This window comes from Sphingomonas mesophila (genome assembly GCF_003499275.1).
Taxonomy (GTDB): Bacteria; Pseudomonadota; Alphaproteobacteria; order Sphingomonadales; family Sphingomonadaceae; genus Sphingomicrobium; species Sphingomicrobium mesophilum.
In genome coordinates this window covers 2,183,804-2,197,510 of sequence record NZ_QWDF01000001.1, presented here as the reverse complement: position 1 = coordinate 2,197,510, position 13,707 = coordinate 2,183,804, and the positions used below count along the sequence as shown (strand labels likewise).

Sequence of the window (13,707 nt, the reverse complement as noted above, 5' to 3'; positions counted from 1 at the left end):
AGGGTTCACGAATGCTCCGACTGTCCGTTCTCGCCGCCGCCGCCGCCTGCCTGCTGGCCGCCTGCCAGGCCGCCGACGCTCCGCGCTCCGAAGGCGAAGGGACGCGAATCGTCGCTCCGATCCTCGATACGCCGGACGCGGTCGACACGCACAGCTATGCCAAGCCGCTCGAGGCGCGGGTCGCCAATGTCGACCTCGACCTGGCGCTCGACTTCACCGGCAAGAAGGTCAGCGGCACCGCCGCGCTCGACGTCATCGCCAAACCGGGCGTGCGCGAGGTCGTGCTCGACAGCCGCAACCTCGCGATCGCCAAGGTCACCGACGCCGCCGGCCAGCCGCTCCAGTTCAAGCTCGGCGCCAACGACGAGGCCAAGGGCGCGCCGCTCAGCGTGACCCTGCCCGGCGACGGCGAGCAGCGGATCGTCATCCACTACGCCTCGGGCGCCGACGCCGAGGCGTTGCAGTGGCTGAGCCCGGAGCAGACCGCGGGCAAAAAGCAGCCCTATCTGTTCAGCCAGGGCCAGCCGACGCTCAACCGCAGCTGGATCCCCACCCAGGACAGCCCGGGCGTGCGCCAGACGTGGAGCGCCAAGGTCAGCGCGCCCGAGCCGCTCAAGGTCGTGATGTCGGGCGACCGGCTCACCCCCGACGGCGAGCCGGCCGGCGACGGTCGCCGCGCCTACCGCTTCAAGATGGACAAGCCGGTCGCGCCTTATCTCATCGCCATCGCCGCCGGCGACCTCGCCTTCCGCGAGCTCGGGCCGCGCACCGGCGTGTGGACCGAGCCGACGATGATCGACCGCGCCGCGGCGGAACTGGCCGACACCGAGAAGATGGTCGAAGCGGCCGAGAAGCTCTACGGGCCCTACCGCTGGGGCCGCTACGACGTCATCGTCCTGCCGCCGGCCTTCCCCTATGGCGGGATGGAGAACCCGACCTTGACCTTCCTCACGCCGACCTTCCTGGCCGGCGACAAGAGCCTGGTCGGACTGGTCGCGCACGAGCTGGCGCACAGCTGGTCAGGCAATCTGGTGACCAACGCGACCTGGCCCGACAGCTGGCTCAACGAGGGCTTCACCTCTTATTTCGAGAACCGCATCATGGAGGCGATCTACGGCAAGCAGCGCGCCGCCCAGGAGGCCGCGCTCGGCTTCGACGAGATCACCAAGGCGCTGGCCGAGGAAGGCGCGACCAGCCCGACGACTCGGCTCAACCTGACGCCCGAGGCCGGCGGACCCGACGGCGGGGTGAGCGGCATCGTCTACGACAAGGGCGCGGTGTTCCTGAGGACGCTCGAGCAGGCGGTGGGGCGCGAACGGTGGGACGCCTATCTGCGCTCCTATTTCGACCGCCACGCGTTCCAGCCGATGACCTCGGCGCGCTTCCTCGCCGACCTGCGCGCGCAGCTCATCAAGGGCGATCGGGCGCTCGAGGATAAGCTCAAGCTCGACCAGTGGGTCTATCAGCCCGGCCTGCCCGACAATGTCGCGAAGCCCGACCCTGCGGCGTTCGCGGCGGTCGATCAGGCGGTGACGGCGTTCGCCGCCGGCGGCCCGCCGCCGGCCGCGTTCGCGGGCTGGAACACGGCCGAGCGGCTGCGCTTCGTCAACGCCCTGCCGCGCACCCTGCCCAAGGCCCGGCTCGACGCGCTCGACCAAGCGCTCGGACTCAACCGGGCGACCAACAACGAGGTGCTGGCGGCGTGGCTCGAGCTGGCGGTGGCCAACCGCTACGACGCGGCGGTGCCGACGCTTGAGCGGTTCCTCGCCTCGCTCGGCCGGCGCAAGTTCGTGCTGCCGCTGTTCGAGGGGCTGTCGAAGGACCCGGCATGGGGTGTCCCGATCGCCCGGCGGATCTACCCCAAGGTCCGCCCGACCTACCATTCGGTGACCTATAATTCGGTCGACAAGCTCGGCTTTGCGGAGGCGGCACCGGCGCCCGGCGCATAGAATGCGTTGAACGAGACGCTGACCCGCTCTTCAGCGGCGGTGTTGGGGTGGACCCAATGGCGCAGATGGGCGGGCCACAGCAGCAGCGTGCCGGCGGCCGGCCGCAGCCAGATCCGGCTCAAGGTTAGCGCGCACGGGATGTGCGCGGCCTGGCCGAGTGACCCGCGCGGATCGAGGAATTCGATCGCGCCCGACAGCTGATCGGGAGCGTCCGCGGGCTGCGGCATGGCGACATAATAGGTGCCCGACCAGAACGCGCCGGGATGGTCGTGCGGGGCATTCATGGCGTTGGTCGGGCTGACGTTCAGCCAGCCCTCGAGGTGGGTCGCGAAGCCGGGCGGGAGCTGCGGAACCTGGTCGGCGGTGACTTGCCCAACGAACCTGCGGATCACCTCCGCCAGGCGGCGGTGGGCCGGCTCGGAACGCTTGAAAAAATCCGGGGCGCTGTGCCAGCCGTGGCGGTTGGAGCGCTCGACGCCCGGCTCGGCGGCGCGGCGAGCCCGCATTTCCGTCAAAAGCTCGGCATTGAGCGGACCCGCATCGGGCAGGTTCGTGCGCAACAACGGAATGGGGAACAGATGATGCTGCTCGATCGCGCCAAGGTCGCCAGTCGTCGTCATAATTCCCACATCCCGGCCCATTAGGGCGTAGGTCAATCGACCGGGTGGAACCCTCGTCGATTTCCGCCTAAGGGGGCAAGACTTCTCATATTTTCGCGCAAAAGAGGGTAAATTGATGAAATATATCAGCTTGGCGGCGCTTGCCGCCGCGATGGTCGCCGCTCCGGCCGCGGCCCGTGACGGCCAGGCCTATATCGGGGTCGAAGGCGGCCTGCTGTTCCCCGACGACATCGACATCGACGTCACCGAGGACGATGACGGCGATCTCACCGACATCAGCGATGCCTACGAGATCGAGCTCGAGAACGGCTTCGACGTCGACATCATCGCCGGCTACGATTTCGGCATGTTCCGCGCCGAAGCCGAGCTCGGCTACAAGCGCGCATCGGTCGACGAGCTGGGCGGATTCTTCGACGGCGTCAACGCCGACGTGAGCGGCGAAGGCTACGCCCAGGTGCTGTCGCTGATGGGCAACGCGCTGATCGACTTCGGCAACCAGGACGGCCTCAGCGTCTACGGCGGCGGCGGCCTCGGCATCGCCCGCGTTCGCCTCAACGACATCGAGACCCCGTTCGCGCAGATCGATGCGAAGGAAAGCGGCCTGGCGTGGCAGCTGATCGCCGGGCTTCGCTATGCGGTCGCCTCGAACATCGATCTCGGCCTCAAGTACCGCTATTTCGTCGGACCGCGGATGGAGTTCGGGCCGCAGTTCGCCGGTGACGATTTCATCGAGTATGACGCCGGCCGGTTCAGGTCGCACTCGCTGCTGGCGAGCCTGGTGTTCAACCTCGGCGCGGACGAGGTCGCTCCGCCGCCGCCCCCGCCGCCTCCCCCGCCGCCTCCGCCGCCCCCGCCGCCGGCCACCCAGACGTGCCCCGACGGGTCGGTGATCCTGGCGACCGAGGCGTGCCCGCCGCCGCCGCCCCCGCCGCCGCCGGCGCCGGAGCCCGAGCGCGGCTAAATCTGGCCGAGGGACAAGAAACAGCGGGCCCGGGGGAGCGATCCTCCGGGCCTTTTTGCTGTCGTTCCGTCCGGCGTCGCGGCGGCCGAATTTAACCGCGTCTAAACCCTCTTGCGCTACCCCGCTGGCAAGACGCGAGGGCGGGAATCGAATGTACGAAGCACCGGATCGATACAAGCGCATGGTGTCCGCGCGCCTTCCGGGCGGCGAATCGCTCGCACTGACCAGCGAGCCGGGTAACGACAACGCTTCGCCGCTGCGTGACGCGCAGCTCATCGCCCGGGCTCATCTCGCGCCGATCTTCGCCGCCGCCAACGTCGTCGCCGCGCTGTTGATGGCGAGCCTGTTGTGGCCCGCCCTGCCCCATGTCGTGCCGTTCGCGTGGGCCGGCACCGTGATCGCGCTCAACCTTGGCGCAATGCACCTCGCCCGAACCCAGGCGATCACCCATGTCGGCCGCTCCGGACGCAAGGTTCCGCAAGTGCAGATGGTCGGCGAGGTGGTGCTTCGCGCGGGAGTGTGGCTCAGCCTTCCGCTCTACGCTTTCCCGCTGCTCGGCGGGGCTGCCCAGGCGACTGCCGCCTCGCTTATCGCCGGCCTGGGGGTCGCCGCGCTCGGCCTGGTCGTGGTCCCGGCCTGCGTCACCGCGTGGATGGCGAGCTTCACGGCCGCGGTGTGCTTTGCGATGTTCGCCGGGCGCGCATCGCTGCCGTTCCTCGACATGCTGGTCATCGCCTTCACCCTCGGCGCGGCGCTGTTCGGCGTATTCGCCGTCGCGCGCTGGGCCTTCCGCCAGTTGAAGACCAACGCCGATATCGGCTCGGCCAGCGCCAGCGCCTCGCTGCTGCTGCAGGAATATGAGCAGCGCGGAGTCGGCTGGCTGTGGCAGGTCGATCCGGAAAACCGGGTGACCTACATTTCGTCGCGCATGACCGCCTTGCTCGGCAAACCGGCCAGCGCGTTGCTCGGCCACTCGCTCCCGGCGCTGCTCGGCGGCAATGCCGAACTCGGCCGGATCCTGCTCGAGAAGCAGCCATTCAACGCGCTCGAGATGGAGCTCAAGACCGCGCGCGGCACCCGCTGGGTGTCGATCGCCGGCGATCCGATCGTCGATACCGCCGGCCGCTTCGAAGGCTTCCGCGGGGTCGGCAGCGACATCACCGAAATCCGCCACACCCAAGAGCGGCTGACCCACCTCGCCAACGTCGACGTGCTGTCCGGCCTGCCCAACCGCGGCCGTGTCCGCCAGTTGCTCGGCGAGGCGCTGCGCGGCGCGGTCGCCGGGAATGTGCCGTGCGCGATCATGTTCCTCGATCTCGACGGGTTCAAGCCGGTCAACGACACCTTTGGCCACCCCAAGGGCGATGCCGTGCTTCAGGCGGTCGCAAAGCGGCTGGTCGAGCAGGTCGGCTCCGACGGCCATGTCGGGCGCATGGGCGGCGATGAATTCGCGATCGTCGTCACCGACGCGCAGAGCCGCAAAAAGGTCGAGCTGCTCGCCGACGCGATCATCCGCTCGGTCGCCGAGCCCTATATGATCGACCAGACCGAAATCCGCATCGGCGTGTCGATCGGCGCGGCGTTCGGGCCGATCGACGGCGCGACGGTCGACGACCTCATCCTCAAGGCCGACCTTGCGCTCTACCAGGCGAAGGACGCCGGACGCGGGGTGGCGAAATATTTCTCGGCCGAGCTGCAGAGCGAGCAGGACGACCGCGTGCGGCTCGAGACAGACCTGCGCAACGCCCTCGCGGCGAAGCAATTCCATCTGATGTTCCAGCCGCTGGTCAGCGCCAAGAGCCAGAGTCTGATCGGCTTCGAGGCGCTGATCCGCTGGAACCACCCGCAGCGCGGGCTGATCCCGCCGCCGGTGTTCATCCCGGTCGCCGAGGAAACCGGCCTGATGGGCGCGATCGGCGAATGGGTGATCGACGAGGCGTGCCGGGCGATCGCCAGCTGGCCCGAGCCGATCACCGTCGCGATCAACATCTCGCCCAAGCAGATCATCATGCCCTCGCTGCCCAATTGCGTCAGCCAGGCGCTGTCGCGCTACCGGGTCGCCGGCAACCGGCTCGAGCTCGAGGTGACGGAGGGCGTGTTCCTCGGCGACGAGAACGGCACGCTCGATACGCTGAAACGCCTGCGCGCGCTCGGGGTCGGCATCGCGCTCGACGACTTCGGCACCGGCTATTCGTCGATCGGCTATTTGAACAAGGCCGTGTTCCACAAGCTGAAGATCGACGGCAGCTTCGTGCGCGAGGCGGGCACGCGGCCCGAGAATGTCGCGATCATCCAGTCGATCGTTCAGCTCGCCAAGAGCTTCCGAATGAACGTCTGCGCCGAGGGCGTGGAGACGGCCGAGGACTTCGAGCGCATGCGCGACCTCGGGGTCGACACCATCCAGGGCTATCTGTTCGGCCGGCCGCTAAGCTACGAGCGCGCCAACCAGATGGTCCGGGGCCTCGGCGAGCAGCGCAAGGCGGGCTAGCTCCTACGGCTACCAGCGGGCCGCGATATATTCCTTGGCGCGGCGATATTCGGCGGTGGTGATCCGCCCGTCGCGGTCGCCGTCGGCAATCTCGCGGAACGCGGCCAGCGCCGGCTGCGCCTCGTACAGCGTCAGCCAGCCGTCGCGGTTGGAATCGTACTGCCGCACCGCCCAGCCGCGCAGCACCGGATCGGCCTGGAACAGGTCGTTGGCGCGCGGATTGAACGGCGCACCCGACGGAGCCGAGGCCGGGGTCGCCGGGGCGGCGGACTGGAGCAGCAAGGCGAGCGTGGCAGCGAGCATCACGCCGCAATAACGCTCAGCCGCGGGCTTCTTTCCCCGGCCTGAGCGCGCGGCGCACCGCGGCATCGAGCGTATCGGCGCGAAACGGCTTGGCGAGCAGCGCGGCGTCGGGCGCGGCGCGGCGGATCGCCTCGGTCTCGCTGTAGCCCGAGATGAACAGCACCGTCTGCTCGGGCCGCCGGGCGAGCATCTCGGCCGCGACCTCGTCGCCGGTCATGCCCGGCATGGCATAGTCGAGCACGACGAGGTCGAACTCGCTCTTCGCGAACAGCTCGAGCGCGGCCTTGCCCTCGCCCGCCTCGCTGACCCGATAGCCAAGGTCGGCGAGCGTGCCGACGACGAAGCCGCGCACGTCGGGGTCGTCGTCGACCACCAGCACGGCGATGTCCTGCTCGTCGCGCCCGGCCGCGCCGGGCTCGCCGCGGGCGGCGCTGCGCTCGGCGCCGCCGCTGGCGAGCTTGAAGTAGATCGTCACCCGGGTGCCCTCGCCCGGCGTGCTTTCGATCCGCGCCGTCCCACCCGACTGGCGGGCCACGCCATAGACCATCGACAGCCCGAGCCCCGTCCCCTTGCCGACGTCCTTGGTGGTGAAGAACGGCTCGAACGCGCGAGCCAGCACCTCGGGCGGCATGCCGGTGCCGGTGTCGCCAACGCACAAGGCGACATAGTCGCCGGCCTCGAGCTCGGCGTCGTCGGAGATTTGCGCGAGGCTGGTCTCGAGGGTCAGCGTGCCGCCGTCGGGCATGGCGTCACGGGCGTTGATCGCCAGGTTAAGTACGACCAGTTCGAGCTGGGTCGGGTCGGCCATCACCAGCACCGGCCCGGCGGCCAGCTCGAACCGCTTGCGGATCCGGCTGCCGAGCACATTGCCGAGCAGCGGCCGCATGTTCTCGATCAACTGCTCGACCTCGACCGGCCGTACTTCGAGGCGCTGGACGCGGCTGAAGGCGAGCAATTGCGCGGTCAGCCGGGCGCCGCGCTCGGCCGCCGCGAGTGCATTGTCGGCGTAGCGCTTGAGCCGCTCGTCACCGACCCCGCGCGAGATCATGTCGAGCCCGCCGACCACGACCGTCAGCAGATTGTTGAAATCGTGCGCGATCCCGCCGGTCAGCTGGCCGAGCGCCTCCATCTTCTGGCTCTGGCGGAGCTGCTCCTGCGCATTCTTGAGGTCGGTGATGTCGCGCGCCTCGAACAGCAGATAGGCGATCGCCCCGTCATCACCGCGCACCGGCTGGACCGAAACGTCGAGGAACGAGGTCGGCGTGCCGGCGCGCTCCATCTTGACCTCGGCGGTGAAGATCTCGCCGCCGGCCGCCCGGGCAATCCCGGCCTTCATCAGCTTGGCGTGATGCGGGTAAGCGGAGAGCGTGGGCGCGTCCCACAATTTCTTGCCGATCGAATCGGCCGGATGCGGGTGACGCCAGCTTTCGCGGCGGTTGTTGACCGCGATCACCGTGCCGTCCGGCTCGAGCAGCACCATCACCTCGAGCGCCGCCTCGAACACCGCCCGGAACTGCGCTTCGGACGCGGCGAGCTGCTTGGTCCGCTCGTCGACCTGGCGGGTAAGCTCGAGCTCGGCCTCCTTGGCGAAGCTGATGTCGGTCGCCGCGCCGATGAAGCCGAGCGGCTCGCCGTCGGCGCCGAAGCGCGGCTGCGAGGTGCTGCGCAGCCAGCGATACTCGCCGTCGTGGCGCAGGTACCTCGCCTCGAGCGTGAACGGCTTGCCGCTGGCCTCGCCGGCAAGGCTTTCGGCGATCACCCGGTCGACGTCGTCGGGGTGGATTCGCGAGCGCCAGTCGAGCGCCCGCGCCTCCTCGCGGCCGGCGCCGAGGAATTCGGCATAGGCGTCGTTGACGAAATCGCGGCTGCGGTCGATCCGGGTCACCCACATCATCACCGGTGCGCTGTCGGCGATCCGCCGGAACCGCGCCTCGCTCTCCTTGAGCGCGCGTTCCGCGAGGCGCTGCTCGGTGACGTCGTTGACCAGGATGACGACGCCATTGACGCTGCCGTCCTCGCGCACCTGGGGCAGATAGTCGGACTGGACCGTCAGCCGGCCGCGCGACGGATGCTCATATTCGCCGACGAAGAATTGCCGCTCGCCGGCCAGCGCGGCGGCGAGGATCGGCGCGCGCAGCTTCATCGCCTCGGCGCCGAGCAATTCGTCCATCGAGCGGCCGAGCATCGCCGAGCGCTCCATGTCGAAGAAGTCGGCCAGCGCCCGGTTGACGAAGCGGTAGCGGTGGTCGGTGCCGACGAACGCCATGCCCATCGGCAATGCGTCGGCGATCGACAGCGCCTGGGCGAAGTTGAAATTCTCCGCCTCCTGGCCGTCCAGGGCGATCAGACTATTGTCCCCGTCCTCGCTCATGCCGATGCGATGCTCCCGAAACCCGCACGGAGCAAGCGGCGATACTCCGCTAGTCCCCGCGCCCGAGCAGCCGCAACGCGCGCCGCTCGACCGAGCGCAGCGAGCGCGCTTCTGCCGCCCGGTAGCGGGCGAAGGTGCGCTGGTCGCGGTGCAGCTTGGGAAGCAGGCCGACCGCCGCGCGATCCGCCGCGAGCGCCGCCACGTCGACGCTGCAGGCGACCGCGCCGGAGGGGGTGAAGGTCCAGCGCATGTGCGGCTCGATGCGCTCGCCGTAGCGGTCGAAGGCGGCGCGGAAATAATCGAGCTGACGGTCGGAGAACACGCGCTTGGCGTCGGCCAGGCGGAGCGCGCGGCGCAGCTTGGGATCGCGGATCAGCTCGATCCTGGCGCCGACCGCCTGGCCGATTGCACCGCTCGACTGGCGCTGCACCGCGGGTAGGCGAAGCAGATTGCAACCGTCGCGGCCGCGGCGGCGATAGGCGTCGGCCAGCGCGGGATCGGCGGACGCCGCGGCCAGCAGCCGGTAGTTCTCGGCGCTTTCGAGATGCTCGCCGATGATATTGTCGAGCGCGTTGATGTCGCCGCGCGCTTCCTCGGCAAGTCGCGCCCACAGCAGCCGCTCGGCCGTGCGCTCGGCACGGCGGTCGGCCCAGGCGTCGAGCTGGAAGGCGATAAGGATGCCGAGCACGACGATCGCAATCTCGACCAGCACCGCCCACCAGTCGGTCCCGCGCACCTTTGCCCCGCCGCGCGCTAGCAATGCCCGGCCGAGCCGGTGAAGCGGGGAATAGGCACGCGTCGTCACGGCCGTGAACCTAAATCGCGCGCCGGATCAGCACCAGTCCGACTTGCGGCCGAGATAGCGGGCGGCGAGGCCGGCATCGCGCATCTCCGCGGCGATCGACTGGCGCGTCCCGTCGGGGCGGGTGCGCGAGACGACCCGCAGCTCCCGGCCATAGCGGTCGGTCATGTCGTCGAGCCCGGCGGTCATCGTGAACGGGCCCTGGTTCAGCAGGCGCTGGAGGCCTTCGGTGGCGCGCAGGGCGAGCGCGCGCTCGGCGGCGCATTGGCCTTGAGTCTCCGGCGCATCGATGCCGACGATCCGGATCCGCCGCTGGCCGAGCCGGAAGGTGTCGCCGTCGACCACGCAGGCATGGCCGCGCTGCCGGCCGCAGATGGTGAAGTCGCGGTCGACCCGCTCCGGTTCGGTCGACAGGAAGGCCGGCGGCTCGACCAGCGCCGGGTCGAGCGTCGGCCAGATCAGCAACAGGATCGCGCCCAGCGACAAGGTTCGCGCCGTTCCCACCCCGCGCCACGCGCGGCGACGCTTCGGCCAGAAGCGCAGCGGCGGAGCGGAGGGTCGGCGGCGTCTCGGCATCACCCACCGCTAGTGCCTGCGCCGCCTGAAATCATAAAAATTCACGCGCACGAATCCATTTTCGCGGTCGCGCGTTCTTGGGCCATGACCAGTACCGCGATCAGTGGCGCCTGGTACCTCCCGGCGCGCGAGGAGCTCGAGCTGCTGTTCACCAGCGGCCGCCGCTACCGCTATCATGGCGTGCCCGCGAACGTCGCCGAGCGATTTGCCATGGCCTTGTCCAAGGGCCAGTTTTTCAACCACGAGATCCGCGATCGCTACCGCTGCCGCGAACTCATCGCGGACCTTCCGCAAGTCGCCTGATCGGGGCTACAACGCGGCGATGCCCGGACGCCGCCTTTCCCCTCGCGATCGCGACCGCCGCGCACCGCTCGCCTTGCTGGCCGAGGCGGGCAGGGACATCGCCGCCGCCAGCCTCGCAATCCGCCGGCGCCCGTTCCGCACCCTTGCCGATCGCCTCGAGCAGCCGCAGCAAGGCGCGCCGGCCGACGCCGAAACCATTTATTGGGTGCGCCGCTCGGTGCTTGCCTGGGGCCGCCGCCTCCCGTGGCGCGCCAAATGCTTCGAACAGGGCCTCGCCGCCGCCTGGATGCTGCGCCGCCGCGGCCTCGCCTACGAGCTTCACTATGGTGCTAATGGCGGCGGCGGCGCGCTTAAGGCCCATGTGTGGGTGACCTCGGGCGGCGCGCCAGTCGTTGGCTGCGAGAATGCGGCCGATTTTTCCCGCCTCGCATCGTTCGCCGGCTGAACGCGCGATGTAAGGCGCCGTTCACCTCGTCGTGCTATACGCACGGTTGAAGGAGTTTCGTGATGATTCGCAGGACCATGTTGATTGCCGCCGCCCTCGGGCTGGTCGCCGGTCCGGCGGGCGTTGCCTTGGCGCAGGCCGCGCCGGCCACTCCGACCGACTTCAAGTACGAGCTGCGCGGCAACGAGCGGGTCGAAAAGCCCGACAGCCGGACCAAGGCCGCCGACGGCACCGTTCGCGAGGAATTCCGCAGCGGCAAGTGCGTCACGGTCAAGGAGCGCCGCCCCGACGGCGCGGTCAAGACCTCGCAGAAGTGCGACTAGAGCCTAGCCGGCGGGAGCCTCCGCCGGCCCGGCACCCTTGATCTCGCAGGCGGGTAGGCCGACCTTCGCCACATCGCGGCACAGCCGCAGCTGGACGCTGTCGTTGGCGGCGATGAACAGCGCCCAGTCGCGCGATACCCCGCGCTCGCTTTCGCAAGTCGCGGTCCAGTAATCCATGTTCTTGTAGCGCCCGACGAAGCCCGATCGGGTCACCCGCAGGCACGACGGGTCGCCGAAGTCGCGCACCGCCCGCTTGAGCGCGATGGCGCGATTGAGCTCGTTCAAGGTGAATAGCTCCTTCTGCGAATCGGAGCGGACGATGATCTCCTTGGCCGGGGCCGGAGGCGCCGCGGGCTCGGATTCGCACGCCGCCACGGTGAGGGCCGTCGCCGTTGCGGCCAGTGCCGGGATGCGCATCATGGGTCTCCTTGGAAATTGCTCAACGCGGGACGATTTGCACGGTTGCGGCGGCGCGCGCGGCCAGCTCGACCGCTTGCTCGATGCTCGCTGAGCGGGCCAGTGCGACGCCCATCCGCCGCCCGCCGGTGGCGACCGGTTTGGCGAACAGCCGCAGGTCGACCGGCGCTTCCGGGGAGCCCAGCGCCAGCGCCTCGGCCACTCCCAAATAACGATAATCGTCGATCGCGGCCGACGACAGGATCGCCGCCGAAGCCGAGGCCTCGGCGCACTCGATTGCCGGGATCGGCAGGCCGAGGATCGCCCGCAGGTGGAGCTCGAACTCGTTGGGCGACTGGCTGATCAGGGTCACCATGCCGGTGTCGTGCGGGCGCGGGCTGAGCTCGGAAAAGATCGCGCGGTCGCCGGCGATGAAGAATTCGACGCCAAACAGCCCGTGCCCGCCAAGCGCCGTGACGACACGTTGCGACTGTTCTTGCGCTGACACCAGCGCCGCCGCCGAAATTGCCGCCGGCTGCCAGCTTTCGCGATAATCGCCCGCTTCCTGGCGGTGGCCGATCGGCGGACAGAACAGCACGCCGTCGCGGGTCGCCACGGTGAGCAGGGTGATCTCGGAATCGAAGCGGATGAACTCCTCGACGATCACCCGGGGCCGGTCCCCGCGCATGTTGGCCACGGCATAATCGAACGCCGCGCCAAGCTCCTCCCCGGTCTCCGCGACCCGCTGGCCCTTGCCGCTCGAGCTCATCACCGGCTTGACCACCGCCGGAAGCCCGACCGTCCCGGCCGTCGCGATCGCCTCCTCGCGGCTCTCGGCGAAGACGTAGCGCGAGGTCGTTAGCCCGAGCTCGCGCGCGGCAAAGTCGCGGATGCCGTCGCGGTTCATGGTCAGCTGCGCCGCCCGCGCCGAGGGAACGACGCGCCAGCCCTCGCCCTCGAGCGTCGCCAGCATTGCCGTGTCGATCGCCTCGATCTCGGGCACGATGAAGTCCGGCCGATGCTTCTCGACCGCTGCCCGAAGCGCGGCGCCGTTGAGCATCGAAAACACCTCCCGCGCGTCGGCCACCTGCATCGCCGGCGCCGCGTCGTAGCGGTCGCAGGCGACGACCCGGCAGCCGAGCCGCTTGGCGGCGATGGCAAATTCGCGGCCAAGCTCGCCCGCGCCGAGCAGCATCAGGGTGGCGAGATACATGAGCACCGCTTACACAAGCCGCCGAGGAGATGTCGATGCGCCTGTCCGTCCTGCTTTCGAGTGCCGTCCTGCTTGCCGCCTGCCAGCCCGCCGGGCGGCTCAACAGCCTGAAGCCGGTGGCGGTCCCGGCCGGCGCCACGCCCACCTCGATCCTCGCCGCGTCGACCGCCGCGGAGTGGCGCGCGATCCCTTCGGACGAATTGATGGTGATCGACCTGAAGTCGGGCGCCCGCATCGTGGTCCAGCTCGCCCCGCAATTCGCCCCGGTCCACGTCGCCAACATCCAGTCGCTGGCCCGCAACAATTACTGGAATGGCGCGGCGATCTATCGCGTGCAGGACAATTATGTCGCCCAATGGGGCAATAACGATAGCGACAAGCAGATCCCGGCGAGCGTCATTCGCCAGCCGCCGGCGGAATATGAGCGGCCGCTCGCCGGGCTTGCGATCACCCCGCTCGGCTCACCCGACAGCTATGCGCCGAGGGCGGGCTACGCGCTCGGCTGGCCGGTCGCCTATGATCCCAAAGGTAAGACCGCCAATCTCGCCCATTGCTACGCCAGCGTCGGGGTCGGCCGCGGCCTGTCGCCCGACACCGGCATGGGCGGCGAGCTTTACGCCGCGATCGGCCACGCCCCGCGCCACCTCGACCGGGTGATCGCCGTCGTCGGCCGGGTGGTCAGCGGGATCGAGCATCTCGCGAGCCTGCCGCGCGGCACCGAGGCGCTCGGCTTCTACAAGGAGCGATCGTCCGACATGCCGATCGCCAGCGTGCGGCTGGCGTCGGACCTGCCCGAGGCGGGACGGCCGAAGTTCGAATATCTCGACGAGACCAGCCGCAGCTTCGCCGCCTGGCTTCACGTCAAGAAAAACCGGCGGGACGATTTTTACATTCGTCCCGCCGGCGGTGTCGATTTGTGCAATGCGCCGGTGCCGGTCCGGCCGGTCGGCTGATCCG

The 13,707-nt window shown here is 69.3% G+C and carries 14 protein-coding genes; 7 read left to right on the top strand and 7 right to left on the bottom strand.

Annotation, left to right across the window (positions count from 1 at the left end; translation table 11 throughout):
• Positions 1–11 precede the first annotated feature (11 nt).
• Positions 12–1,949 carry a M1 family metallopeptidase gene (locus D0Z60_RS11020; protein ID WP_118858279.1) on the top strand — a complete coding sequence of 646 codons (1,938 nt, stop codon included), beginning with the start codon at positions 12–14 and terminating at the stop codon, positions 1,947–1,949.
• On the opposite strand, the gene D0Z60_RS11015 is transcribed toward D0Z60_RS11020, so the two are convergent.
• Positions 1,892–2,569 (bottom strand): TIGR02466 family protein, encoded by a 678-nt coding sequence (locus tag D0Z60_RS11015; protein WP_162888212.1) that lies wholly within the window; start codon positions 2,567–2,569, stop codon positions 1,892–1,894. The two genes, D0Z60_RS11020 and D0Z60_RS11015, sit on opposite strands and share 58 nt — an antisense overlap.
• A 115-nt stretch (positions 2,570–2,684) precedes the next feature.
• Between D0Z60_RS11015 and D0Z60_RS12045 the strand changes: the two genes are divergently transcribed.
• Together D0Z60_RS12045 and D0Z60_RS11005 are read left to right on the top strand one after the other, a co-directional pair.
• Positions 2,685–3,530 carry an outer membrane protein gene (locus D0Z60_RS12045; RefSeq protein WP_118858277.1) on the top strand — a complete coding sequence of 282 codons (846 nt, stop codon included), beginning with the start codon at positions 2,685–2,687 and terminating at the stop codon, positions 3,528–3,530.
• A 151-nt stretch (positions 3,531–3,681) separates the two neighbouring features.
• On the top strand, positions 3,682–6,018 hold the full coding sequence (locus tag D0Z60_RS11005) for a putative bifunctional diguanylate cyclase/phosphodiesterase (RefSeq protein WP_118858276.1): 2,337 nt from the start codon (positions 3,682–3,684) through the stop codon (positions 6,016–6,018).
• Positions 6,019–6,027: 9 nt separating this feature from the next.
• Here D0Z60_RS11005 and D0Z60_RS11000 read toward each other — a convergent pair whose 3' ends face one another.
• The 4 genes from D0Z60_RS11000 to D0Z60_RS10985 are packed head-to-tail and all read right to left on the bottom strand — an operon-like array spanning position 6,028 to position 10,070.
• Positions 6,028–6,321: an EF-hand domain-containing protein gene (locus D0Z60_RS11000; RefSeq protein WP_118858275.1), complete on the bottom strand. Its 294-nt coding sequence runs from the start codon at positions 6,319–6,321 to the stop codon at positions 6,028–6,030.
• A 16-nt stretch (positions 6,322–6,337) separates the two neighbouring features.
• Entirely contained in the window at positions 6,338–8,692 is a 2,355-nt protein-coding gene (locus D0Z60_RS10995) for a PAS domain S-box protein (RefSeq protein ID WP_118858274.1), read from the bottom strand.
• A 49-nt stretch (positions 8,693–8,741) separates the two neighbouring features.
• Complete coding sequence (locus D0Z60_RS10990; RefSeq protein ID WP_162888211.1) at positions 8,742–9,497, bottom strand: hypothetical protein; 756 nt, start codon at positions 9,495–9,497, stop codon at positions 8,742–8,744.
• A gap of 27 nt (positions 9,498–9,524) precedes the next feature.
• Positions 9,525–10,070, bottom strand: a complete 546-nt coding sequence (locus tag D0Z60_RS10985; RefSeq protein ID WP_118858272.1) for a thermonuclease family protein — start codon at positions 10,068–10,070, stop codon at positions 9,525–9,527.
• 84 nt (positions 10,071–10,154) lie between these two features.
• Between D0Z60_RS10985 and D0Z60_RS10980 the strand changes: the two genes are divergently transcribed.
• The 3 genes from D0Z60_RS10980 (at position 10,155) to D0Z60_RS10970 (ending at position 11,141) form a co-directional block, all read left to right on the top strand.
• Positions 10,155–10,373 carry a KTSC domain-containing protein gene (locus tag D0Z60_RS10980; RefSeq protein ID WP_118858271.1) on the top strand — a complete coding sequence of 73 codons (219 nt, stop codon included), beginning with the start codon at positions 10,155–10,157 and terminating at the stop codon, positions 10,371–10,373.
• A 19-nt stretch (positions 10,374–10,392) separates the two neighbouring features.
• Positions 10,393–10,818 carry a lasso peptide biosynthesis B2 protein gene (locus tag D0Z60_RS10975; RefSeq protein ID WP_162888210.1) on the top strand — a complete coding sequence of 142 codons (426 nt, stop codon included), beginning with the start codon at positions 10,393–10,395 and terminating at the stop codon, positions 10,816–10,818.
• A gap of 62 nt (positions 10,819–10,880) precedes the next feature.
• Entirely contained in the window at positions 10,881–11,141 is a 261-nt protein-coding gene (locus tag D0Z60_RS10970) for a hypothetical protein (protein WP_118858269.1), read from the top strand.
• A 3-nt stretch (positions 11,142–11,144) separates the two neighbouring features.
• Here D0Z60_RS10970 and D0Z60_RS10965 read toward each other — a convergent pair whose 3' ends face one another.
• A complete protein-coding gene (locus D0Z60_RS10965; protein WP_162888209.1) occupies positions 11,145–11,558 on the bottom strand; it encodes a hypothetical protein in 414 nt (137 codons plus the stop codon).
• Positions 11,559–11,580: 22 nt separating this feature from the next.
• On the bottom strand, positions 11,581–12,750 hold the full coding sequence (purT, locus tag D0Z60_RS10960; RefSeq protein ID WP_118858267.1) for a formate-dependent phosphoribosylglycinamide formyltransferase: 1,170 nt from the start codon (positions 12,748–12,750) through the stop codon (positions 11,581–11,583).
• Between the two features lie 35 nt (positions 12,751–12,785).
• On the opposite strand from purT, the gene D0Z60_RS10955 reads away from it, so the two are divergent.
• Positions 12,786–13,703 (top strand): peptidylprolyl isomerase, encoded by a 918-nt coding sequence (locus D0Z60_RS10955; protein WP_118858561.1) that lies wholly within the window; start codon positions 12,786–12,788, stop codon positions 13,701–13,703.
• The last annotated feature ends 4 nt before the right edge of the window (positions 13,704–13,707 follow it).

Excerpts from the sequence above, each read along its gene's own strand:
- D0Z60_RS11020 (WP_118858279.1), top strand. The coding sequence starts at position 12 with ATGCTCCGACTGTCCGTTCTCGCCGCCGCCGCCGCCTGCCTGCTGGCC.
- D0Z60_RS11015 (WP_162888212.1), bottom strand. The coding sequence starts at position 2,569 with ATGACGACGACTGGCGACCTTGGCGCGATCGAGCAGCATCATCTGTTC.
- D0Z60_RS12045 (WP_118858277.1), top strand. The coding sequence starts at position 2,685 with ATGAAATATATCAGCTTGGCGGCGCTTGCCGCCGCGATGGTCGCCGCT.
- D0Z60_RS11005 (WP_118858276.1), top strand. The coding sequence starts at position 3,682 with ATGTACGAAGCACCGGATCGATACAAGCGCATGGTGTCCGCGCGCCTT.
- D0Z60_RS11000 (WP_118858275.1), bottom strand. The coding sequence starts at position 6,321 with ATGCTCGCTGCCACGCTCGCCTTGCTGCTCCAGTCCGCCGCCCCGGCG.
- D0Z60_RS10995 (WP_118858274.1), bottom strand. The coding sequence starts at position 8,692 with ATGAGCGAGGACGGGGACAATAGTCTGATCGCCCTGGACGGCCAGGAG.
- D0Z60_RS10985 (WP_118858272.1), bottom strand. The coding sequence starts at position 10,070 with ATGCCGAGACGCCGCCGACCCTCCGCTCCGCCGCTGCGCTTCTGGCCG.
- D0Z60_RS10980 (WP_118858271.1), top strand. The coding sequence starts at position 10,155 with ATGACCAGTACCGCGATCAGTGGCGCCTGGTACCTCCCGGCGCGCGAG.
- D0Z60_RS10975 (WP_162888210.1), top strand. The coding sequence starts at position 10,393 with ATGCCCGGACGCCGCCTTTCCCCTCGCGATCGCGACCGCCGCGCACCG.
- D0Z60_RS10970 (WP_118858269.1), top strand. The coding sequence starts at position 10,881 with ATGATTCGCAGGACCATGTTGATTGCCGCCGCCCTCGGGCTGGTCGCC.
- D0Z60_RS10965 (WP_162888209.1), bottom strand. The coding sequence starts at position 11,558 with ATGCGCATCCCGGCACTGGCCGCAACGGCGACGGCCCTCACCGTGGCG.
- purT (WP_118858267.1), bottom strand. The coding sequence starts at position 12,750 with ATGTATCTCGCCACCCTGATGCTGCTCGGCGCGGGCGAGCTTGGCCGC.
- D0Z60_RS10955 (WP_118858561.1), top strand. The coding sequence starts at position 12,786 with ATGCGCCTGTCCGTCCTGCTTTCGAGTGCCGTCCTGCTTGCCGCCTGC.